Origin of the sequence: Rossellomorea vietnamensis, from assembly GCF_008180615.1 — a bacterium.
GTDB lineage: Bacteria > Bacillota > Bacilli > Bacillales > Bacillaceae_B > Rossellomorea > Rossellomorea vietnamensis_D.
On the sequence record NZ_VTEH01000015.1, the window covers coordinates 34,579 to 57,338 of the forward strand.

Genomic DNA, 22,760 nt, shown 5'->3' on the forward strand with positions numbered 1-22,760 from the left:
AAGCTGATACCGTAGACGAATGTCTTTAGGTACCAGCTTTTTGAAGAGCTAAAAAAGTATAAAACTTTAGAATTGAAAATTAGGGAGCGTTTCTGAATCCAGCTCCAGCGCCYAGCCCCTCGGGGTCAAATAACCCAAAGAGAATAAAAGGAAAGACCGCCTTTTTTTCTCTTCGGAACATTTGCCTGTCGGGGCTGATCAAGGCGCTTCCGCTTTTGATCCGTCCAGCTCCAGCGCCTAGCCCCTCGGGGTCAAATAACCCAAAGAGAATAAAAGGAAAGACCGCCTTTTTTTCTCYTCGGAACATTTGCCTGTCGGGGCTGATCAAGGCGCTTCCGCTTTTGAAATTAACTGAATAAAGAAGTACTGTGCAGCGGCTGCACGCGTGCGTCCGGATCCATGTACGCTTTCGCATTATTCACAGCTGTTGGTGCTTCACCGAAACCGCTGGCAATCAGCTTAACTTTTCCATCATAAGTGGAAACATCGCCTGCTGCGTAGATTCCAGGGATGTTCGTTTCCATTTTAGAGTTCACGACAATGGAGTTCTTTTCGATGTTTAAGCCCCAATCCTTGATCGGTCCAAGAGAAGAGACAAAACCGAAGTTCACAATCAATTCATCAAGGTCCAGTGCCTCTTTAGCATCGCCGCGGACCTCTTCCAATACTAACTGGTTTACTTTTTCATCGTCGCCAATTACTTCTGTTGGAACGAATGGTGTTTTGATTTCAACAGATGATTTGTTTAATTCATCTACACTGTGTTCATGGGCACGGAATTTATCCCGGCGGTGAACAAGCGTAACTTTTTCAGCGATCGGCTCAAGCATCAATGCCCAATCGACTGCAGAATCTCCGCCGCCGCAGATGACGACTTTCTTTCCTGCGAAATATTGCATGTCGTCTATGAAATAATGAAGATTTTTTCCTTCATATGTAGAAGCGCCTTCTAAATCAAGTCTTCTAGGCTGGAACGCACCGTTTCCTGCAGTGATGATGATCGTCTTGGAATAATGTACTTCTTTATCAGTTGTTAATTTAAAGACACCATCTGCCTGCTTTTCGACATTTTCGACTGCTTGCTCTAAGCAGACAGTAGATTCGAACTGTGCCATTTGTTCTTTAAGGTTATTGACAAGATCCTGTGCTTTGACTTTAGGGAAGCCCGCAACATCATAGATGTATTTTTCAGGATATAGGGTAGACAATTGTCCACCAAGCTGCGGCAGGCTCTCGATGATCTTGACGCTCGCTTTCCTCATGCCGCCATAAAAAGCAGTGAACAGTCCGGTTGGACCTCCACCGATAATGGTAATATCATATACTTTTTGATCCTCTTTCAAATGAATTCCCTCCTGTTTGTTTTGCAATATAGTATCTATTCTACCACATGAGCTCACTTCTTCACAAAATATGTATTAAAATTGCGAATAATCAGTTATATAGAATGCGCTTCCATGGCTGGCGGGTTTAAAGACCCGCCTTTGTCTTATATTCTAAATTTTCTTAAGTTTTATTCTTTAAGGTTATATCTTGAAAATAAAAGGTAAAAAGAATAATATGTAGTGTAGGGCATTATGTTAAGATTTTATGACATTTTTCACTCTTTTTCTATTCCTTATCGTGAAATGTGTCACATACTTATTTATTTTCTTTATTTATTTACTATTTTTCAAATAAAAATCTTGCCTGCGGTGGATGCTAATCTTATTATTCATCGTAAATTCTAAGAAAAAGGTGGATGTGATTTAGTTGAGAAAGCCAAGAATAGTTGTATTAGGTGCCGGTTATGGCGGTTTGATGACAGTGACTCGACTGCAAAAACAATTCAGTAAAGACCAAGCGGAAATCGTTTTGATCAACAAGAACGATTACCATTACGAAACAACATGGCTGCACGAGGCCTCCGCAGGAACATTGCATCATGATAAAGTTCGTTATGATATCAAAGACGTTATTGACAGCCACAAAGTGAATTTCATGCAGACGACGGTGGAAGATATCCAGACAGATGCGAAGAAAGTCATCACGGCTGAAGGCGAAGTAGAGTACGACTACTTAGTTGTCGCTCTTGGCGCTGTATCGGAAACATTCGGAATTACTGGCCTTCATGAGCATGCTTTCATGATTGCCAACATCAATTCTGCACGCCAGCTTCGTGAACACATTGAATATCAATTTGCTACTTATAGAAATGAAGAAGACAAAAAAGACGAGCGCTTGACTATCGTTGTCGGCGGTGCAGGCTTTACAGGAATCGAATTCCTTGGAGAACTAGGAAACCGTATCCCTGAGCTTTGCAAAGAATACGATGTGGACTTTAAGAAAGTCAGAATCGTATGTGTGGAAGCTGCACCAATGATCCTTCCTGGTTTCGATCCGGAGCTTGTTAAGTATGCGCGTGCCAAACTGGAGAAAAAAGGTGTGGAATTCCGCATCGGCACTCCGCTTAAAGAAGCTACGGCAAACTCTGTCATCATCTCAAAAGGTGAAGATGAAGTGGAAGAAATCCAAGCTGGAACAATCGTATGGGCGGCGGGAGTCCGCGGAAACCCTGTCATCGAGAAATCCGGTATTGAAAACATGAGAGCCCGCGTTAAAGTCGGTAAAGATCTGCGAGCTCCGGGTCACGACAACATCTTCGTCATTGGTGACTGTTCATTGATGATCAACGAAGAAGTTGACCGTCCATACCCGCCGACTGCTCAAATCGCGATGCAGCAGGGTGAAACTTGTGCGCGCAATATCGCTGCATTGATTAAAGGCAATGATGCTCTTGAGCAATTCAAGCCGGACATCAAGGGAACCGTTTGTTCTCTTGGCGAAGACGATGCCATCGGCCTTGTTTTCGGCAAGAAATTGATGGGTACCAAAGCTTCATTCATGAAGAAAATGGTCGATAACCGTGCACTTTACATGGTAGGCGGAGCAGGCCTTGTCATGAAAAAAGGTAAATTCAAGTTCTTTTAAGGTATAAACACAAGCAGAGCGATTCAATTCGTTCTGCTTTTTTTGTAGAAAGATTTAGAGATTACTCTTTAAATGAAGCTGGATTCAACCTTACTGGCTCAAGAGGGCGGTACAAGAATAATAAGATGTAGCAGCAGGGAGATTAAGAGTTAAACACCCTGCTAAGAGGGTAGCGAAGTAGCTGGAGCAAGGTGATTAAGTGCTAAACACCCTGATAAAGCGATAGCGAAGTAGTTGAAGGAAGATGATCACAGGAAAAACACCCTGGCGCTTGAGCTAAACGATAAATATACAGCCACTATAGGATAGGAGGAGAATCGGGTGAAGCGAGGAAACGTCTGGCTTGCTGCTGCAGGCTTGCTGATTGATGAAGACGGCCGCTGGCTGGTGGTCAAGAAAAGATACGGAGGGCTGAAGGGGATGTGGTCCCTGCCGGCAGGATTTGTGGATGAGGGTGAAACTCTTGAAGAGGCAGCACAGCGTGAAGTAAAAGAAGAAACGGGTCTCGATACCTCGGTTGACGGAATCATAGGAATCCGGTCCGGAGTGATTAAGGACAAGATCAGCGACAACATGGTGCTGTTTCTTTTGAAGCAAAAGGATACCGCTCAAATGCCGGTTCCGTGTGAAGGAGAAATTTCTGAAGTCGCATGGAAGACAAAAGAAGAGCTTCTTCAATGTGAGGAAACGTCGGTCATGATTCATGAGATGATTAAGTATGATTTCAGCTTGTTAAAGTCCGGGTTGGATCCGATTGACCCTGGAAAACAGTTCGGTTATACCAGCTATAAACTATTTTTTTAATTTTCTGAAATTTAAAGAAATAGTTAGATAATTCACGAAACAAGATGATGTATTCGCTTTCATGGCTGTACACGCGTGTTTTTGTCCCTTTTCTAATAAAACAATCGGTGTTATATTATCAGAAATCACCAAAAACTTTTGAATAAAGGGGAGATAAGGACGATGAGATCAGCGATTGAAACGGCATCAAAGAAATGTGATTATTGCTCAGGTAAAGGGTATTTCCAACTCGTTCTTGGCGGCTCTGAGACATGTCCATGCTGCAGCGGCAGCGGTAAAAAATAATAAATAAGTGCACTGTTTATCTATATTAGGAGCTGGCCATTGGCTGGCTCTTTTGTTTTTCTTAAATGCTGTTTCATTGGTGATTGGATAAAGTTGGAACCGTCTGTTTTGAAAAGTCTACTTGTAGATGAAGGAGTCAACGAATGTCATTTCCTTATTTGTAGTCAGCGGTAAAAATAAGGGGAGATTTTCCCTTTAAGTATAGATTTAAAGCTCATTTAAGGTTGAATAAGGGGAATTATTCCCTTTATATTAAAAAAAGTACTTATATTTTAGAGCTTTAAGGTAAATAAGGGGAATTTCTCCCTCTATTTTAGCAATTTCAGATGCTGAAAATAAAATAAGGGGAATTATTCCCTCTATCACTTAAAGGCTGTTTTCGCAAAGATTGTGCCTGTTTTTAAAGTAATGGATTTCCACTCCAGGCTCACGACTCCGCGGGGCGGGCGTTGAGCCTCCTCGGCTTCGCCTGCGGGGTCTCACCTGTCCCGCTAGTCCCGCAGGAGGTCGCCCGCCTTACGCTCCAATCCTTCTACGTAAGAGGGGAGTAGGATAAATTAGCATTTAAAAGCATCGATCATTTAGAAAGGTTTTTTACAAATATTGTTTCTTTTAGAAAAATCCTTAAAACACGGGATTTCCCCGGTTACTAAGGTTTCTCTCCTTAACATGGAGAAAGTAGCTCTTCTCTGGTTTGCTTACCAGGATAGTTCCAATGAATGTGACGTCACCTTACGAAATTCATATCAACTAGCAACAAAGTTTACGAAAAGAGCCTATTTAAAAATGTATAAGCTGCAGCACTCCCCCCATCATGGCAACGCAGAAGATTGAACACCTTCCACTGCACCCCTCATATAAAATGGGAAGGGGAATTAACTGGCTTTCTAAGCAGCACTCTTCTAGGCAAGTCTTAAAAAATTCGCTGTTCTCAGGATGAAAATATGTTCATTTTGTGAAGAACCCCCAATTCGTCCCAATGTTTATTGACGGTAGATTAAACATTGAGTACACTAAACTTTAGTGTCAATGGAGGTGCTTCAGGAATGCAAATGGGAATTCCGGTTGTAATTATATCAATGTTATTATTTTTTATTTTGTTCTTTGGCATCGGTTTCTTGCTGAACATGCTGCTGAGAATGACATGGATTATGGCGGTCATCTATCCTCTTATCACCATTTTTATTGTGGATGAGATAAGATTCATAGAATATTTCAGAAACGCAGGAGAATCATTTACTGCATTGGGAACAAAATTCGGAGCACTTACTGCGGTGGATGTGCTTATTCTTTCTTGTGGACTCGCCGGTGCGATTGTATCGGGGATCACCATGAAGATACTTAGAAAAAAAGGCTATCAAATGTTTTAATTTCAAAACTCTTTGCTCATAGGCAAAGGGTTTTTTTTATGCCTATTTTCAAAATGCTATTTTTAAATAGCTGTTTTCGCAAGGATTGCGGCTTCATTAAAAGTAATGGATTTCTTCTCCAATAAGCCTTGGAAAACCTTAAAGCAACAATACTTTGGGACTATCAATTCATTTCAAGACTAGAGTCTTTCTTCAATTATTTTAAGTTCGCCTCCTATTCAGAAAGTTGAAACTATTAGACTTTTTAACTAATTCCTGAATATATTCTTTTCTTTTGGGAAAGTAATAGTGATGGGAGGAGTGATTCTTACATGAATATATTAAAAAAATGGTCTAAAAGGCTGGTTATGGCACTATTGTTTACAGCAGCGCTGCTAGTCACATTCCAATCGATTTCTGGAGTCAAGGCTGAGACATTTTCCGGCTGGCTGACAGAAGAAACAGGCGCAGAGAAAGCAGAAAGCACTTTGAAAGAGCATTCATATAAAACTTTATCATTAAGAGAAAAGTTATTTAAAAGGGCAAAAACCCTTACCACATTAATATCAGCTTCAGAACCGGTAGTTGCAAAGCCAAGGCCGCTTGAAGAAGCTGTGGATTGGTCTCAGTATCCGAAATCCACTGTTACAGCAACAGGTTACACAGCTGGAATTGAGTCAACAGGCAAGGTTCCAGGGGACCCTGCATACGGTATTACATATTCAGGTGTAAAAGTGAAAAGAGATCTGTATTCGACCGTTGCCGCTGATCCGGATGTATTTCCGATAGGAACCATTCTTTTCATTCCGGGATACGGATATGGTGTGGTAGCGGATACGGGGAGTGCCATTAAAGGACATAAGCTTGATTTATATTACGATACAGTTAATGAAGTGTACGAGAATTGGGGCAAGAAGGACCTTGATGTTTATGTTGTTACGAAGGGCACAGGCAAACTGACGGAAGATGAGCTGACAGCCCTCAATGAGAATGAGAGCATGCAGGTTTTCAGGCAGCAGTATATTCAGAAGAACCAGGAATAATAAAAAAGAGGAAGGGCCGCGGCTCTTCCTCTTTTTATATTAAAATTTGATGCGGGAGTACTGGTCAGGATGCAGAATATGACCGAGCTTCAATGCACCTTCCAGCAGCCGAGGGGAGGGCCTGCAGTACAATTCCTCTTCAAGCACTAGGATTCTGTCCTCCGCAACTGCCTGAAGGGTATCCCATCCGGCTCTCTTTTTGACGACAGCCGGATTGACTTTTTCCCGCCTCACGCCTACCCAGGCGAGACATATGTAATCGGGGTTTCTGCTATGAACGTCTTCCCAATCCGTCTGGATGCTGGCAAGTTCTACATCTCTATAAATATTTCTGGCACCCGCCAGTACGCTTAATTCTGTCAGCCAGTTTATTTTCCCCGGGGTAAAAACAGGTTTGGGCCACCATTCCCAATACAGCTCTGGAGCCGATTCCGTTTTGGCAGCTGCTTCTTTCAAAAGAGTAATTTTCTCCCTGAACTCTTTCTGCATTTCTTTTGCCTTAGCTTCAATTCCGCAGGCCTTTCCAATTGTCAGCAAATCATCGGCAATATCATCGAAGCTTTGCGGGTCAGTTACAATATAAGGCAGGCTTCGCTTTTTCAGTTCCTCAATATTTTTTTCCATTCCGGGTACACTGAGAGAGGCAAGGATCAAGTCAGGCTGAAGTTCCTCGACCTTATCCATATTAATGCTGAGGTCAGGACCAAGCTTTGGAAGGGATTTGATTTCTTCAGGAAAATCAGAAAAGTCATCGACGCCGACCAGGGAAGAAGTCAGCCCCAAGTAATCAGCGACTTCGGTATTGCTGGGGCAAATTGATACAATTCTCATAACAGTTCCCCCTTTTATAGCGTGTAATAAATAACCAGCGTTAACAGGATGCCGGATAGACCGCCGAAGAAGACTTCAATCGGCTTGTGGCCGAGAAGTTCTTTCAATTCTTTTCGTTTTACTTCTTCCGGTTTCTTTTGCCAGCCTTTTGCTTCGCCTACAAACTTCTGGAAATCGCCAACCAATTGGTTAAGGACAATGGCCTGTTCTCCAGCCTGGCGCCTGACTCCGGTTGCGTCGAACATTGTAATGATGGCAAAGATGGCGGAAACAGCGAAGATAGGAGAGTCCAGGCCTGTTTCAAGAGCAACACCAGTAGACAGTGCCGTAACAGCTGCTGAATGGGAGCTTGGCATTCCGCCGGTCGAGGTGAGCAGTGACCAATCGATTTTCTTTGTTGCCATGAATTGAATGGGTACTTTAATGAATTGGGCGAAAAAGATTCCGAATAATGCGGCCCAAAATGGGAAGTTTGTAAGTAGTTCCATTGCTGTCTAAAAACATCCTTTCCTATTGGTAATAGTAGTTATATTCCCGTTCTGACTTATAAAATGTATTCCCAATTATACCATAGAAAATCATGGAAATAGAAATTCTGCACATAATCGGTCCTGGTGGTCCCTCTCATTCGAAATATACCGAAAATTTATATATAATAAAATCGGAGGTGCTTTTAAATGAAATTTACAGTTGATAATAATGGTTTTTTAAACAATGAACAGGAATGTATCCTTGTCGGTCTATTCAATGCCCCAGAATTTTCAGGAGAGCTTGCCGAATTGGATGAAAAGTTTGAAGGACAGTTAACGGGCTTAGTAAAATCCGGAGACCTTTCTTCTAAACTGAATACTGTTTCAAAGGTACATACTTTTGGTAAAATTCCTGCAAAGCGTCTGGTGTTTGTAGGACTTGGAAAAGCGAAAGAGCTTTCCTTCGACGAACTGAGAGAAGCAATTGGTGCTGCTTCAAAAGCAATTCAGGAAATGAAGATTTCTTCTTTCGCAGTTGCAGTAGATACATTGACGACCGAACAGCTTGATGCTTCTGACATTGCCCATGCTGTCAGCGAAGCGTTTACCATGGCCACATACAGATTCCCTGGGTATAAACATAAGGGAAATATCCCGGACACATTCATTAAAAACCTGACTGCCTTTTCAAAAGGTGACAGTGCTGAGATCGAGGCTGCTCTTCAAGTCGGCTATGCACATGGAAGAGGAACGAATTCTGCCCGTGCTTTGGTCAATGCGCCGGGAAATATCATCACAGCAACAAAGCTTGCGGACTATGCGGCTGAAATCGGTAAAAAGTACGAGTTTGAAGTGGAAATCCTTGAGAAGGAAGAAATGGAAAAGCTCGGAATGGGTGCCCTGCTGGCAGTCAATCAAGGTTCTGTAGAGCCTCCTAAAATGATCGTCCTGAAATATCAAGGAAGAGACGAATGGGACGATGTTATTGGTCTTGTAGGGAAAGGGATCACATTTGATACCGGCGGCTATTCCCTTAAGCCGAAGGACGGCATCGTGGGCATGAAAACCGATATGGGAGGCGCGGCAGCTGTTCTAGGTGCAATGGAAATCATCGGTGAACTGAAGCCGGAACAAAACGTTGTGGCTGTCATTCCTTCAACAGACAACATGGTAAGCGGAAATGCATTCAAGCCGGATGATGTTATCACCGCGATGAGCGGCAAGACCATTGAAGTCCTGAACACAGATGCAGAAGGACGCCTTGCCCTTGCTGACGGTATGACGTATGCCAAGCATCATGGAGCCAACTATCTGATTGATGTTGCCACACTGACAGGCGGCGTCATTGTAGCTCTTGGAACGGACAAAACGGGTGCGATGACAAATGACGAAGCCCTGTTTGAACAGGTGCTGGAGGCATCGTCAGAAGCGGGAGAGTTCATCTGGCGCCTTCCTTATACGGAAAATGACAAGAAGAGAGTCAGAGGCAGCAAGATCGCTGATTTGAATAACTCGCCTGGACGCGAAGGGCATGCCATCATGGCTGGTGCATTTGTAGGGGAATTCGCTGAAGGCACTCCTTGGGTCCACCTGGATATCGCGGGAACTGCCACTTCGAAGTCCGACCATAACCTCGGACCGGCCGGTGCAACAGGTTCCATGGCACGTACACTTGCTCTGCTTGTTGAACGATTTGAGCCTGCAGAAAAATAATTGGTTTAGAAAGCTTGTCTCTTATGGGACAGGCTTTTTTTTGTGGCTCTGAATAGAAAATTTTGATGAGCAGTTGACTTAGTAATCCTTTTTAACGGTTTACATGAGAGGTGCAAGATCGGTAAATCGCAGCCCAAATCATATAAAATTTACAGTGAAAAAGGCTTAGAGATATCAATATCTCTAAGCCTTTTTCAAAAGATAATTATATATAGAAGTTTCAGATGAAAAAATATGAATCCAGCTCTGGGGCTATCGGTAAGCTTAAAACTTAGATAAATAAGGGAAGAAAGTTCCCTTATACAAGAAATAGACCCAAAAATAGCGTAAATAGAGGAAATAGTTTCCGTTATTTACTAAAAAAACGGGCAAATGAATCATTTTGCTTTGCTTAAGGGAAAAATCTTCCCTTATTCACCCCAAAACGCTTTCCATTCTTCATCTTAAGGGAAAAATTTTCCTTTATATATTCTGAACTGTGTTGAATTCTAAGTTTAACTAGAAAATCTTGCTTATCTTAACGGGTATTCAAGAAAGGCAGAAGCAACGAAAGGTTAGAAAATATTGGAGCAGGGTATCTTAGTAATTTACCAGACTAAAGCATTGACAGCTGTGACTCTCTCTGATAGATTAGTAAAAGTATTTTAGTTCTCTACCAATTTAGCGCATTAAAGCGTTTTGTGATTCTATACTTAAAGTGAAAAAATAAAAACATCAAATGAAAGGAGTTTTTCAACATGAATGCAGTCATCGTGGCTGTCCTGGTCATGCTGATCCTCAGCTTGCTCCGCGTGAATGTCGTGTTCGCATTGGTTGCCGGAGCACTTGCTGGAGGAATGACAGGCGGTTTGGGAATAAATGAAACAGTCAGCGTATTTACGGATGGATTAGGAGGAGGCGCGAACATTGCGATCAGTTATGCCTTGCTTGGAGGATTTGCTGTCGCAATTTCATATACAGGCATTCCGAACCTGCTTGTCGATTCTGTTATCCGCTTAGTAGGCAAAGAAAAGGATTCTAGAAAAAAAGCGTTGTCTAAAGCACTAATTGTTTTTTCTATATTAATAATGGCCTGTTTTTCACAAAATCTAATACCAATTCACATTGCTTTTATACCGATCTTGATACCGCCATTACTAAAGGTGATGACAGAGCTTGAAATAGACCGAAGAATGATAGCGTCGGTTCTGACGTTTGGATTGACGGCACCATACATCTTGCTGCCGTATGGATTTGGGTTCATGTTTCATGAGATCATTGCCCAAAACATGGAGGCGAGCGGGCTGGCCATCTCAATGGCTGATATCCCGAAAGCGATGCTATTGCCTGCAGCAGGCCTTGTCGCCGGTTTGTTGACAGCCGTATTCTTCAGTTATCGAAAACCAAGAGAATATAAGAGAGTGGCCGAGACGAAAGCTGAAGACACAACAACCTATTCTAATAAGGCAATAGTGTTTGCACTCATTTCGATTGTGGCTGCTTTGTATGTGCAGCTGGCATTGGATTCCATGATTTTTGGCGCATTGGCGGGTATTGCCATTCTTTATGCTTCAGGATCTGTGAAGTGGAAGGATGCTGACGGTGTCCTTACTGAAGGAATGAAAATGATGGCATTCATAGGGTTTGTCATGATTGCCGCAAATGGTTTTGCAGCCGTTGTTCAATCGACTGGCCACGTAGATACTCTTGTAGAAGCAACATCGGATATCATCGGAGGCAATCAAGCGCTTGCTGCCTTGCTGATGCTGATAGTCGGCTTGCTTGTTACAATGGGAATCGGTTCTTCATTTGCGACAATCCCAATCATAGCCGCTATATTTGTACCGCTTGCACTAGAGCTGGGCTTCAGTCCGTTAGCTACAATTGCATTAGTAGGTACAGCCGGAGCGCTGGGTGATGCAGGATCACCGGCATCCGATTCGACGCTCGGGCCAACGGCTGGGTTAAACGCAGACGGGCAGCATAACCACATCTGGGATACCTGTGTACCGACATTCCTGCACTTTAATATTCCAATGATTTTGTTTGGCTGGATTGCCGCAGTAATCTTATAGGAAACTAGATCCCTTGAGAGAGTTTCCGCTATAATATTGATAAAAGACCTGTCTGTTGACGGGTCTTTTGTTATGTTTTAGAGTGCGAAAACCAGGCAGCGTATATCTTATTTAAAGTCTTTGGGACCAACACAAAGTGCTAACCCGTAGAGTTGGTTTGCGGCCCAATATCCAGAGGCAATCCTCATCTCACTGGCCCGTAAAGTAGGTTTACGGCCCACTATCTAGAGCCAATCCTAATCTCAACGGTCCTTAAAGCAGTTTTAAGGCCCAATATCCAGAGTCAATCCTCATCTCACTGTCCCGTAAAAGTGGTTTGCGGCCCACTATCCAGAGGCAATCCTCATCTCAATGGCCCGTAAAGTAGATTTGCGGGCCATTATCCAGAGCTAATCTAGATCTTACTGTCCTCTAAAAGCCCAGCCGCCACTGCCGATCTCCATAAAGCTTGCTTTCAAGAACCTGATAAACGAATTATCCCTAGTAAGCCCATGCGGATGGGATCATGTTTGCATACATAAATAATGAAGCCTTAAATAGATGAGGAGGTTTTCAATTATGATGCATCCAAGATTTCAACCGAGGAACCAGCATTTTGGACAGAGCCGGTTCGGATGGGGGTTCGGCCTTCCTTTTCTAGGAGGGGTGTTAGGCGGTGTGCTGGGCGGTGCACTTGTTAGACCCCGTTATTACAGACCGCCATTTTACGGGTATGGCTATGGATACGGATACGGCGGCCCAGGAGGCGGCTATCCTGGATATGGTTACCCGGGGTATGGAGCCCCAGGGTACGGCGGCCCAGGAGGATACCCTTATTAATATGAGAAGGAGCTGCTCTGGATATAGAGCGGCTCCTTTTTTGTTTGTGAGAATAAAATTCGGCTGCGGTACTGAAGCTGGCGGTTCCTAATGTAAAGAGAATAAACAAGACCATTTATTTTTCACTTTTGAAACATTTACTGGCAGGGGCTGAAAGGACCACGCCTCTTTTTTATTTCCATCTGAGGATTATCGTCAAATGACAGCAGTCGATGTTGGCTGTCTTATTGCTGAATATAAGGGTGAACCCATCTGGATCAAATTTAATGCCTGGTGTATGTTTGACCCCGGTTCCCTTTATAATGCGGTTGAGTTCTCCCATGTTTGATTTCTGAGCTGCATCCATCAGCTTCTCTGAAAAATCTTTTGATTGAGATACCTTATCCATGATCATTTTGGCATCATCCAGGAGCGGTGTCATCTTACCGGCAGAATCCATGAATTGCTGAGGCTGGATTGGCGGATACTGGATGGGGTAGCGATTCATTGCATAGTATGGGTTAACAGGCGGCCATTTCGGCGTTTGCGGACGTTGAATGGGAGTATAGAAAGGATGATATCTATTCATGCGTTTCCTCCTTCCAATCTGTGTACAGGCAGGTGGAGATTTTTACAGACATTTCCTGCTTCCTTAAAAATCTATATGCTTGATATTTTGTCTGTATTCTATAGCATTTATATTAGGAGGCTGAGATGCCGGTTAGAAAATTTTCCGCCTCAAGGCAGCTGAATTTCGGAAACCAAATTTTAAAGAATCCTGTGATAAAAGAGGATTTTTATATAGAAGTAGAGAAAGGTAGCTTAAACAAAGAATTAGCAGGGGTGAAGAATTTGAATAACGAAAATACGCTGATCAGTGCATTGGGAATGGAATTTATTGAACTGGGAAAAGGCAAAGTGGTGGCGACTATGCCTGTGGATGAAAGAACAAGGCAGCCTTTCGGGTACCTGCATGGAGGTGCTTCGGTTGCATTGGCCGAGACGGTTGCAAGTGTAGGGGCAGTGGAACTGATTGATTTGGAAAAAGAAATCTGCTTTGGCTTGGAAATCAACGCCAACCATATCAGGGCGAAGAAAGATGGAATTGTGACAGCGACCGCTGAAGTGATTCACCAGGGAAAAAGTACGATGGTTTGGGATATCCGCATTACAGACGAAGAGGACAATCTGATTTGCGTATCACGTTGTACAATGGCGGTTGTACCGAAAAAATAAACACTTTAGTGCGGTGAAGGGGAATATCCCTTTCACCGCTTTTACGTATGTAAGAGCATGTTTACCTTCTCAAGAACGGGGAATTTTAATAAAAAATACGTTATGAGGAGATGATCGCATGCCTTGGTCAAAGAACGACTATCCGGCTTCATGGAAAAACCTATCGTCTGATGTCAGAAATAAGGCGATCGAAATAGGCAATGCCTTGCTTCGTGAGGGATACGATGATGGAAGAGCCATTGCTATAGCGACAGATCGGGCTGAAAAGTATGTCGATGGCGATTCTGAGGATAAACCAACGTTTCACGTGCAATCCAATGGAGATGGATGGGAATTGAAGAAGGAAGGCAGCAGCAAGTCAATCTATACGGAAGACACAAAAGAAGATCTGCTTGAAAAAGCCAAGCCTTATGTGAATGATCATGACGGCATCCTTGTCGTCCACAAGTCGGATGGCGATGTCTCGGACACGTTATATGACAACTGATTAAGAAGGGCTGCAGAACAGGGGGAATGGTTCTGCAGCCCTTTTTTATGGTCTTGAAAGCCCTGGCTATGCCGGGGGCTCAAAAGAGCTTATAACGTGGTATTAAACAAACCTCACTTCACAAAAGAATAAAGTCAGTTTCCAGACCACCTCATTCCATCATAGAGAGAGGTAGGCCTTTTAAGGACATGAATAATTCTATATAAATTATGTGGAAAATTACCGCTTAAGCTGCTGAATAGAAATCGATATGGGTAAAGAAGCTGGGTTTTTCGCTTATGAGCAGTAAAGCCAACCCTTTTTCGTATCTTTTAAGAGAATAAGCGGAATTTCTCTGCTTAAATCTGTTTTTTATCGAGCTGCTTCTTGGAGCCTCGCCTTCGGACATGAGTGAGCGAAAAGAAGCCTTCTTCGCCCGGGGAGCAAGGTACATCAAAGCGGGGAAACTGAAAGATTATGTACCTCGCCCGGGGAGCGAGGTACATCAAAGCGGAAAAACTGAAAGATCATGTACTTCGCCCAGGGAGCGAGGTACATCAAAGCGGGGAAACTGAAAGATAATGTACCTCGCTCGGCAAGCGAGGTACATCAAACCGGAAAAACTGAAAGATAATGTACCTCGCCCGGCAAGCGAGGTACATCAAACCGGAAAAACTGAAAGATAATGTACCTCGCTCGGCAAGCCAGGTACATCAAAGCGGGGAAATTGAAAGATCATGTACTTCGCCCAGGGAGCGAGGTACATCAAAGCGGAAAAACTGAAAGATCATGTACTTCGCCCAGGGAGCGAGGTACATCAAAGCGGGGAAACTGAAAGATAATGTACTTCGCTCAGCAAGCGAGGTACATCAAACCGGAAAAACTGAAAGATAATGTACCTCGCTCGGCAAGCGAGGTACATCAAAGCGGGGAAACTGAAAGATAATGTACTTCGCTCAGCAAGCGAGGTACATCAAACCGGAAAAACTGAAAGATAATGTACTTCGCCCGGCAAGCGAGGTACATCAAACCGGAAAAACTGAAAGATAATGTACTTCGCTCAGCAAGCGAGGTACATCAAACCGGAAAAACTGAAAGATAATGTACCTCGCCCGGCAAGCGAGGTACATCAAACCGGAAAAACTGAAAGATAATGTACTTCGCTCAGCAAGCGAGGTACATTAAACCGGAAAAACTAAAAGATCATGTACTTCGCCCGGGCTGTCAAGCGAGGTGCATTTACTGTCCAACAGAAAAGATTTCTATATCAACACAACAAAAAAATCAAGCAGTGATGGAAAGAGGAGAACCCCCTTTCCATGCTGCTTGATTTTTGTTTGGTACCTACATATTTCTTTTTCTTTCTTCGTATTTCTGCTTTCCTTTTAGATCATCTCGTACACTTTTATCCCAAAGGGGGACGCCGCTGTTATAGGCGGCTCTTGAAATCAAATGTCCGGCAACAGGCGCCGTGATGAAGATAAAGATAATACCCAGGATCAGCCTTGAGTTGAAATGCCCTTCTTCCAGATAGAAGAAGAGGAAGGTGGCCAGCAGGATACACATCACTCCAAGCGTGGCGCTTTTGGATGCAGCATGGTTACGTGTGTAAACATCCGGAAGGCGGATCAGTCCGAAAGCGGTGACCAGTGTAAGGAATGATCCAACAATCAGGAAGAACCCAATGAAAAATCTAATTATTTCGGTCATGTTCAATGATCTCCCCTTTCTCTAAGAATTTAGAGAACGCAACTGTCCCGATAAAAGCTAGTATACCAATCAGCAAAATGACTTCAAGAAATGAGTGAGATCGCAATACCATAGACACAAGGGCGACTATGGCAATCAAGTTAATTCCTAAGGCATCCAGTGCAACGACTCTATCAGGAGTCGAGGGACCGACGATAACCCGATATACAAGTCCAACCATTGAAATGGAAACGGCGAGCAATGAAATCTGGATGATTGTTTGAAGCATCAGCGGCTCACCTCCATGATTGCTTTTTCAAAAGTGTTCTTGATATCGTCGATGGCTTCGTCTACATCAGGAATATCCAGTGTATGGATGTAGAGGATTTTATTATCAAAAGAAATATCCACCACAAGTGTTCCTGGTGTAAGAGTAATCAAATTGGCAAGCAGGGTAATCTCCCAATTTTTTGTAAGATCAGTCGGCAAAGCGAAGATACCCGGTTTAATATCCAGCTTTGGTTTAAGCAGAGTTTTCAGCACTGAAATATTGGAAAGAATCAACTCTTTTAAAAACAATAAAATCAAGCTTATGATCGCAACGACCCGTTCCATATAAAAACGGGAGTTAAAAAACCTTCTGAATGCAAAGGTAACGATCAGCCCAAGAAGATACCCAATAATGAAGGATGTTGAAGTAAAAGAAACTTGCAAGAACATCCACAGAAAAGCAAGAAAGAAATTCAACAATATTTGAAAGGCCATTCTACATTACTCCTTTAGTACTGCTTGTATATAGATTCCCGGATCTGAAAGTGCCTCTGACGCTTGGGAAATCAGCGGACGGACTGCTTCAGCACCTACTCCATAGCCAACAGCAAGGATGACCAGAAAGACGGTAGAGCCCCAAAGATAGAACGCATTGTGTTTGTTCTTTCCGTGGTACTCCTTGGGAACTCCCCATACTCCATTCAAGAAAATTTTAATTACTGAATAGAGAACGAAAAGGCTTGAAAGCAGAATCAGAGCCCCGCCGACATAAGCTTCTGCTGCAAAGCTGCCTCTTACAAGGAGCACTTTCCCGATAAATCCACTGAATGGCGGGATGCCCGCAAGTGTCAATGTTGCAATCAGGAATGTCCATCCAAGCCATGGGTAATCTTTTATAAGGCCGCCCATCTTCCTTAGATTGCTCGTTCCGGTTATAGCAATCATGACACCAACCAAGAGGAACAAGGCTGCTTTAATAATCATGTCATGAATTAAGTAGTAGATGGACCCTTCAAGAGATTCAGGAGACATGACTGAAACTCCAAAGAGAATGACGCCTACAGCAATAATGATGTTGTAGATAAGGATTTTCTTTACATCCCAATAAGCTATGGCGCCGATGCATCCGACAACTATTGTAAGAATCGCCAGCCATGCAAGGATGGTGTGTGTGTAGCCTGTATCATGATAGAAGAACAGGGTGTAGGTCCTGATGATGGAGTAGACCCCAACCTTTGTCAACAACGCCCCAAACAAAGCCAGCACCGGTGTCGGCGGTGCATTATAGGCACCAGGAAGCCAGAAGTACAGCGGGAAAATGGCTCCTTTTAATCCATACACCACAAGGAACATTACAGCTATGACTGTAAGAATACCTGGCTGGTCGACTTCAGCGATTTTTACAGAGATATCAGCCATATTCAAGGAACCAATCACCGAGTACAGGTAGGCAACCATCACGACGAAAAGTGCCGATGAAATAATATTCACCAGAATGTATTTAATGGATTCCCGCAGCTGAACCTTTGTTCCTCCTAACACGATAAGCACATATGAAGACATCAGCATGACCTCGAAGAATACGAACAAGTTGAAGATATCCCCGGTTGTGAAAGCTCCGTTTACCCCGACCAGCAAAAACTGGACTACAGGGTAATAGTAAAATTGTTCTCTCTCTTTTCCAATGGAGCGGAATGAATAAAGAAGGACAAAAAACGTAATGATGCTTGTTGTTGTAACAAGAAGGGCAGACAGCATATCAGAGACCATTGTTATACCGAATGGAGCATCCCAGCTGCCAAGATTGACAGTCTGTATACCTTCCGTGCGTACAACATTTACCAAGACAATGGAAGCTGCAATGGTTCCACCTGTTGCAATGGCACCGATCCATTTTTGTAAGGTAATGTTCTTTCCTAGAAACATGAGTATTATCGCGGCAAATAACGGGATTAAAATTGGCAATATCGGTAAATTAATCATTTTCTTCGTTTCCTCTCATTTGATCCACGTTATCAGTTCCAAGTTCCTGATAGGCACGATAAGCCAATACAAGGAAAAAGGAAGTAACACCGAAGCTGATAACGATTGCCGTCAATATTAATGCCTGCGGCAAGGGATCAGCATATGATGCGGCTTTTTCACCCAAGATAGGAGGTGCACCTGCTTTCAAACCGCTGATGGAAAGGAGCAGGAGATGTGCTCCATGACTTAGCAGTGCTGTGCCGATAATGATGCGCAGCAAGCTCTTGGAAAGCATCAAGTAAACGGCACATGTAAATAAAATGCCAACTACTATGGCCATTAAAATTTCCATTATTCGCTCACTCCAATCGTTTGAATAATGGTCATGGTGATTCCGATAACAACAAAATAAACACCAGTATCAAATATCACAGCTGTATGCAGTGATGTTTCCCCAAGCAAAGGGAGGTGGAAGTAATCATAGGCATGGGTCAGGAATGGAACATCAAACAATAATGCTCCCGCCCCGGTCCCTACGGCCAAAAGCAAGCCTATGGCCGTAAGCAGCCTGTAATCGATAGGCAGGATGGTATTGACCGTTTTGATATCAAACGCCAGCAGCAGCAATACCAAGGCACCTGAAGTCATCAATCCGCCTATGAAACCTCCTCCGGGGGTATAGTGGCCCGCAAAGAAAAGCTGGATTGAAAACAGGATAATAATAAAACTCACTATTGTGGTAACCGTTTGGAGGATTACATCATTGGTTTTCATTCTTCCTTCCTCCTTGTCATCCTGAGTTTGATCATCGCGAAGATGCCGAGGGCAGCGATAGCGAGAACGCAGATTTCAAATAATGTATCAAATCCGCGGAAGTCAACTAGGATTACGTTAACCATATTCTTTCCTGCAGCTTCTTCATAAACATTTTCAATATGATATTCCGATATGGAATCGAACAGCTTATTGCTGTATGAGGCAATGGTAATAAGTGTGACAACCACCCCGACCCCGATTGCGATCAGTGCATTCCCAAGCTTAAAGCTCATTCTTTCTTCATGCCTGCTTAAAGGAGGCAGATGATAGAAGCACAGCAAGAACAGCGCGACAGAAACAGTTTCAATTACGAGCTGTGTCAATGCGAGATCAGGTGCGCGGAAAAGGACAAAGAACAGTGCAACGGAATATCCAACAGCTCCCAAAGCAATGATCGACGTCAGACGGGATTTCGCGAATAGTATAGCTATGGCGCTGACCACCATGACTATAGCGATCAACACTTCATACACCCCGATGGAAGCAAGCTCGGAGGTATCCACGGTAAAGGCATCTTTTACTACCAGAGTAACAGCCAGAATTCCGATTAAGAAGGTAAATATATACACTAGATAACTCCTGATGAAGCCGGTCATATAGGAGCTTGTCAGTTTATAGGCTCCTCTTTCACCATTAAGCAGTCCATTGTCATAAAAGGAGTTCAATGTCAGCCTTTCCGGCATTCTATTGTAGATGCTGATCCACTTTGGAAGCTGGGTGTACAGAAGGACACCGAACAGGAAGACACCCAGGGTCATGAATAATTCAATCGTGAATCCATGCCAGAAGTAAATTTCTGTGTCTTCTACATTTAGGTTTGTGATTGCTGAAAAGGCCGGGTCAATCACCGTCCTTGTCAGGATATTCGGGAAAAATCCGAATACGATCACAAGAGAAGCCAGGATTACAGGCGGAATCAGCATTCCAAGCGGTGCCTCATGAGGCGTTTTGTCAAGCTTTTCCGGATGATGCTTTCCGGTGAATGGCTTAAATACAACAATCATACTGTAAATGAACGTAAATACACTTCCTACCCAAGCAAGAACAGGGAATAGAATACCCCATGTTTGGAGATTGAAAATATCCATTTCAAGGACCTGAATCATACCTGTAAAGAACATTTCCTTACTCAGGAAGCCGTTGAATGGAGGAATTCCTGCCATTGAAAAGGCACCGATCACCGCTATTGTAAATGTAATAGGCATGAAGTTCATGAGTCCGCCAAGTTTGCGGATATCTCTGGATCCCGTTTCATGGTCAATAATACCAACAACCATGAACAGGCTGCCTTTAAAGGTCGCGTGATTAATTAAGTGGAAAACCGCTGCCATTGTCGCAACACCGTAGATATTTTCATCCAGGTAATCGTAATGCAGGGCAGCAGCACCGATTCCCAGCAGCGACATGATCAAACCGAGCTGACTGATGGTCGAATAAGCAAGGATCGCCTTCAAGTCTGTATGTTTTACAGCATTAAAAGAACCCCAGAACAAAGTGAAAATCCCAAAACTGGCAACCAGCCACAGCCAAACACCCGACTCAGCAAAAACCGGACTCATACGCGCAACGAGATAGATACCCGCCTTGACCATTGTCGCAGAGTGTAGGTAGGCACTGACTGGTGTCGGAGCTTCCATTGCATCCGGCAGCCAGATATGGAACGGAAATTGCGCCGATTTTGTAAAGGCTCCAAGAAGGACAAGAATCAAGGCACCAAGGAACAAAGGCTCTGTAATAAGTACATCGGCCATTGCAACGAGTTCCCGTATACTGAATGTCCCGGACATTAAATAAAGAAGCAGAAATCCTCCGAGCATGGAGAGGCCGCCAAAAACGGTGATAAGCATCGACTTTTGCGCCCCGTAACGGGAGCGTTCGCGGTGATACCAATAACCAATCAACAGGAAAGATGAAATGGAAGTGAATTCCCAGAACATATAAAGGACAATCAGGTTATCCGATAGGACAACCCCAAGCATTGCTCCCATAAAGAGGAGTAAATAAACGTAGAAGTTGTGCAGCTGTTCTTTTTCCTTCGACAAATAATAAATGGAATAAAGAACAACCAGGGCACCTATTCCTGTAATCAGCAGTGCGAATAATAAACTTAAACCGTCCACGTAAGCAGTGAAATTGATTCCGAAAGACGGCATCCATTCTGCCGTTTCCTTAATTGTATTTCCATCTGCAGTTATTGCGAGAAACTGGAAAAAGTAAAGAAAGAGCACTGCGGGAAGAATGAGGACAAACCATCCGGTATGTATCGAACGCAGCTTTTTATACAAAAGCGGTACAAGAATAGCTGCTAAAAAAGGTGAAATAATTGCCCAATGTAATAATGTCACCGAAAAACCCCCTTATAAAATTTTATTTATCTTCAACACTTATCATCTTCCACGAGTTAATATCTTTCTGCTCATAGTTGTCCATCGTCCTAAAGAAACCTCTTGAGAAATTATAACGTAAAAAAATGAGGTGTGCATTTATGAAAGGCTGCCTGGTCGAAAAGGTGAATTTTGATATTAAATATGAAGAAACACGGCATAACAAGAGCTAATTTTTTTTATGAAGATTTCATCATTCTATTTCTGTAAGCGTTTTTACCGTGATTCCATATCCCTTGAAATGTCCATTTCTGCGAATAGTATGAGCCAAAAATGCACAAGCTATCCCTAGGTGGTGATGTAGTATGAAAATGAAAAAAACTGTCTCAGCCATGATCTTTTCCAGTATGTTCATTGGAGCCTGGTATGTGCAGGAGCAGGAGCACGAAGAAAAGAGAAATCAATGGGCAAATAAGAACCTGCTGCAGCCGGCTGGCATGAATGGTGAAGTCGTCGACGCGGAAGCCGCAATTGAGATAGAACCTGTTGCGGACCTGCAGAAAGAAGTCACCCGGGAGCCGTTCAAACCGAGAGAGTACATTAGGCTTGCAAAGTGACAACAAATAAATAGAAGGCGCCTATGATGCACTGCTGCCCCAATTGTTTATTTAGGCGCCCGTCTCCCCTTTTCAATTTTGCCGTAAAAGATTATGATGGACATGCGGTAAATTAAATCAAGGGGAGAACTGCGTGCGAAATACATATTTAACAGGCTATCTGCCTTTATTCTCTATACTTCTGTTCAGTTTGACGTTTTCTGTCTATGGTGTTGATGTGTTTGTGGATCTTTTTAAAAAAATCGGTATTTATCCTGGAATGCGGGAGTTTCTTTCTGATCTTGAATTGAAAATTATTCTCCTTATTCTCCTGATGATCGTCTGTTTCATGGTGTTTGCAGCCTTGAAACTCATCGCCGAAACGATAAATGAAGTATCGCTTCTGTTTTTCTCGCAGGATAATGAAGGGGAAATCCTCCACAGAGTCCGTTCTGGATCAATGGTGTATTTCATTGGAGCACTCGTGTCGGTCATAAGCCTTAAATCCTTCTTGGGGCTTCTGGCGATTTTTGCATTGACATCCATCGCCTACTTTGTTTATTTCATTTACAAGATAAGCCCGTCTTTGACAAAACCGGGATTATTCGGCGTCATCTTCTTTCAAGTGATTACGTGGTCTTCACTGTTCCTGATAGTTTTCTTAGTTCTCTTGAAACTGTATAACGGACTGATGGCGAGTCTGCCGATCATGTCGGAGGTTAAGCTGAACTGACCTGTTTGTTTTGAATCTAGCAATCTCAAAGGTCCGTAAACTCGGTTTGCGGGCGGCTATGATGTGTAAATTGTAATTTCAATGGCCCGTAAGCTTTGTTTGCGGGCCGTTATGATGTGTAAATTGTAATTTCAACGGCCCGTAAGCTCCGTTTGCGGGCCGTTAAGCTGTGTAAATTGTAATTTCAACGGCCCGTAAGCTCTGTTTGCGGGCCGTTATGATGTGAAAATGAGAATTTCAATGGCCCGTAAGCTCCGTTTGCGGGCCGTTATGATGTGTAAATTGTAATCTCAATGGCCCGTAAGCTTTGTTTGCAGGCCGTTATGATGTGAAAATGAGAATTTCAAT

Annotated in this window: 23 protein-coding genes; 12 read left to right on the forward strand and 11 right to left on the reverse strand. The window is 43.2% G+C overall.

Features of this window, described 5'->3' with window-relative positions:
• Nucleotides 1-347: 347 nt before the first annotated feature.
• Nucleotides 348-1,343 carry an NAD(P)/FAD-dependent oxidoreductase gene (locus FZC79_RS17070; protein ID WP_148947968.1) on the reverse strand — a complete coding sequence of 332 codons (996 nt, stop codon included), beginning with the start codon at nt 1,341-1,343 and terminating at the stop codon, nt 348-350.
• Nucleotides 1,344-1,752: 409 nt separating this feature from the next.
• On the opposite strand from FZC79_RS17070, the gene FZC79_RS17075 reads away from it, so the two are divergent.
• The 5 genes from FZC79_RS17075 to FZC79_RS17090 all read left to right on the forward strand — a co-directional run bounded on the left by FZC79_RS17075 (nt 1,753) and on the right by FZC79_RS17090 (nt 6,451).
• A complete protein-coding gene (locus tag FZC79_RS17075; RefSeq protein ID WP_148947969.1) occupies nt 1,753-2,970 on the forward strand; it encodes an NAD(P)/FAD-dependent oxidoreductase in 1,218 nt (405 codons plus the stop codon).
• Between the two features lie 321 nt (nt 2,971-3,291).
• Nucleotides 3,292-3,774 (forward strand): NUDIX hydrolase, encoded by a 483-nt coding sequence (locus FZC79_RS17080; RefSeq protein ID WP_148947970.1) that lies wholly within the window; start codon nt 3,292-3,294, stop codon nt 3,772-3,774.
• Between the two features lie 162 nt (nt 3,775-3,936).
• The gene (locus FZC79_RS23290; protein ID WP_162785043.1) at nt 3,937-4,059 is read left to right on the forward strand and encodes a YuiA family protein; all 123 of its coding nucleotides are present in this window, start codon (nt 3,937-3,939) and stop codon (nt 4,057-4,059) included.
• Nucleotides 4,060-5,105: 1,046 nt separating this feature from the next.
• Complete coding sequence (locus FZC79_RS17085) at nt 5,106-5,429, forward strand: YuiB family protein (protein WP_148947971.1); 324 nt, start codon at nt 5,106-5,108, stop codon at nt 5,427-5,429.
• A gap of 311 nt (nt 5,430-5,740) precedes the next feature.
• Nucleotides 5,741-6,451, forward strand: coding sequence for a 3D domain-containing protein (locus FZC79_RS17090; RefSeq protein WP_148947972.1), 711 nt, complete (start codon nt 5,741-5,743; stop codon nt 6,449-6,451).
• Nucleotides 6,452-6,490: 39 nt separating this feature from the next.
• Here the strand turns inward: FZC79_RS17090 and FZC79_RS17095 are convergent, their stop codons facing one another.
• The gene (locus FZC79_RS17095; protein ID WP_148947973.1) at nt 6,491-7,282 is read right to left on the reverse strand and encodes a cobalamin-binding protein; all 792 of its coding nucleotides are present in this window, start codon (nt 7,280-7,282) and stop codon (nt 6,491-6,493) included.
• A gap of 14 nt (nt 7,283-7,296) precedes the next feature.
• Complete coding sequence (locus tag FZC79_RS17100) at nt 7,297-7,770, reverse strand: divergent PAP2 family protein (protein ID WP_148942164.1); 474 nt, start codon at nt 7,768-7,770, stop codon at nt 7,297-7,299.
• Between the two features lie 189 nt (nt 7,771-7,959).
• On the opposite strand from FZC79_RS17100, the gene FZC79_RS17105 reads away from it, so the two are divergent.
• The 3 genes from FZC79_RS17105 to FZC79_RS17115 all read left to right on the forward strand — a co-directional run bounded on the left by FZC79_RS17105 (nt 7,960) and on the right by FZC79_RS17115 (nt 12,338).
• Complete coding sequence (locus tag FZC79_RS17105; protein ID WP_148947974.1) at nt 7,960-9,465, forward strand: leucyl aminopeptidase; 1,506 nt, start codon at nt 7,960-7,962, stop codon at nt 9,463-9,465.
• A 737-nt stretch (nt 9,466-10,202) separates the two neighbouring features.
• Nucleotides 10,203-11,519, forward strand: coding sequence for a Na+/H+ antiporter family protein (locus tag FZC79_RS17110; protein ID WP_148947975.1), 1,317 nt, complete (start codon nt 10,203-10,205; stop codon nt 11,517-11,519).
• A 558-nt stretch (nt 11,520-12,077) separates the two neighbouring features.
• The gene (locus FZC79_RS17115; protein ID WP_148947976.1) at nt 12,078-12,338 is read left to right on the forward strand and encodes a hypothetical protein; all 261 of its coding nucleotides are present in this window, start codon (nt 12,078-12,080) and stop codon (nt 12,336-12,338) included.
• A 172-nt stretch (nt 12,339-12,510) separates the two neighbouring features.
• Here the strand turns inward: FZC79_RS17115 and FZC79_RS17120 are convergent, their stop codons facing one another.
• Nucleotides 12,511-12,906: a hypothetical protein gene (locus tag FZC79_RS17120; RefSeq protein WP_252183377.1), complete on the reverse strand. Its 396-nt coding sequence runs from the start codon at nt 12,904-12,906 to the stop codon at nt 12,511-12,513.
• Nucleotides 12,907-13,169: 263 nt separating this feature from the next.
• Between FZC79_RS17120 and FZC79_RS17125 the strand changes: the two genes are divergently transcribed.
• Nucleotides 13,170-13,553: a hotdog fold thioesterase gene (locus FZC79_RS17125; protein WP_148948032.1), complete on the forward strand. Its 384-nt coding sequence runs from the start codon at nt 13,170-13,172 to the stop codon at nt 13,551-13,553.
• 118 nt (nt 13,554-13,671) lie between these two features.
• Nucleotides 13,672-14,040, forward strand: a complete 369-nt coding sequence (locus FZC79_RS17130; protein WP_148947977.1) for a DUF2188 domain-containing protein — start codon at nt 13,672-13,674, stop codon at nt 14,038-14,040.
• Between the two features lie 1,323 nt (nt 14,041-15,363).
• On the opposite strand, the gene mnhG is transcribed toward FZC79_RS17130, so the two are convergent.
• The 7 genes from mnhG to FZC79_RS17165 are packed head-to-tail and all read right to left on the reverse strand — an operon-like array spanning nt 15,364 to nt 21,104.
• On the reverse strand, nt 15,364-15,729 hold the full coding sequence (gene mnhG / locus FZC79_RS17135; RefSeq protein ID WP_148947978.1) for a monovalent cation/H(+) antiporter subunit G: 366 nt from the start codon (nt 15,727-15,729) through the stop codon (nt 15,364-15,366).
• A complete protein-coding gene (locus FZC79_RS17140; RefSeq protein ID WP_148947979.1) occupies nt 15,713-15,997 on the reverse strand; it encodes a Na(+)/H(+) antiporter subunit F1 in 285 nt (94 codons plus the stop codon). The genes mnhG and FZC79_RS17140 overlap by 17 nt, the downstream gene beginning before the upstream one ends.
• Complete coding sequence (locus tag FZC79_RS17145; RefSeq protein WP_148947980.1) at nt 15,997-16,473, reverse strand: Na+/H+ antiporter subunit E; 477 nt, start codon at nt 16,471-16,473, stop codon at nt 15,997-15,999. Before FZC79_RS17145 ends, FZC79_RS17140 begins: the two co-directional genes overlap by 1 nt.
• Nucleotides 16,474-16,479: 6 nt before the next feature.
• Nucleotides 16,480-17,961, reverse strand: coding sequence for a Na+/H+ antiporter subunit D (locus FZC79_RS17150; RefSeq protein ID WP_148947981.1), 1,482 nt, complete (start codon nt 17,959-17,961; stop codon nt 16,480-16,482).
• On the reverse strand, nt 17,954-18,295 hold the full coding sequence (locus FZC79_RS17155; protein ID WP_148947982.1) for a Na(+)/H(+) antiporter subunit C: 342 nt from the start codon (nt 18,293-18,295) through the stop codon (nt 17,954-17,956). The genes FZC79_RS17150 and FZC79_RS17155 overlap by 8 nt, the downstream gene beginning before the upstream one ends.
• Nucleotides 18,295-18,717, reverse strand: coding sequence for a Na(+)/H(+) antiporter subunit B (locus tag FZC79_RS17160; RefSeq protein WP_148947983.1), 423 nt, complete (start codon nt 18,715-18,717; stop codon nt 18,295-18,297). The genes FZC79_RS17155 and FZC79_RS17160 overlap by 1 nt, the downstream gene beginning before the upstream one ends.
• The gene (locus FZC79_RS17165; protein ID WP_148947984.1) at nt 18,714-21,104 is read right to left on the reverse strand and encodes a Na+/H+ antiporter subunit A; all 2,391 of its coding nucleotides are present in this window, start codon (nt 21,102-21,104) and stop codon (nt 18,714-18,716) included. The genes FZC79_RS17160 and FZC79_RS17165 overlap by 4 nt, the downstream gene beginning before the upstream one ends.
• Nucleotides 21,105-21,448: 344 nt before the next feature.
• On the opposite strand from FZC79_RS17165, the gene FZC79_RS17170 reads away from it, so the two are divergent.
• Both FZC79_RS17170 and FZC79_RS17175 read left to right on the forward strand, forming a co-directional pair.
• The gene (locus FZC79_RS17170) at nt 21,449-21,700 is read left to right on the forward strand and encodes a hypothetical protein (protein ID WP_148947985.1); all 252 of its coding nucleotides are present in this window, start codon (nt 21,449-21,451) and stop codon (nt 21,698-21,700) included.
• A 133-nt stretch (nt 21,701-21,833) separates the two neighbouring features.
• The gene (locus FZC79_RS17175) at nt 21,834-22,412 is read left to right on the forward strand and encodes a DUF5366 family protein (protein WP_252183378.1); all 579 of its coding nucleotides are present in this window, start codon (nt 21,834-21,836) and stop codon (nt 22,410-22,412) included.
• Nucleotides 22,413-22,760: the final 348 nt, after the last annotated feature.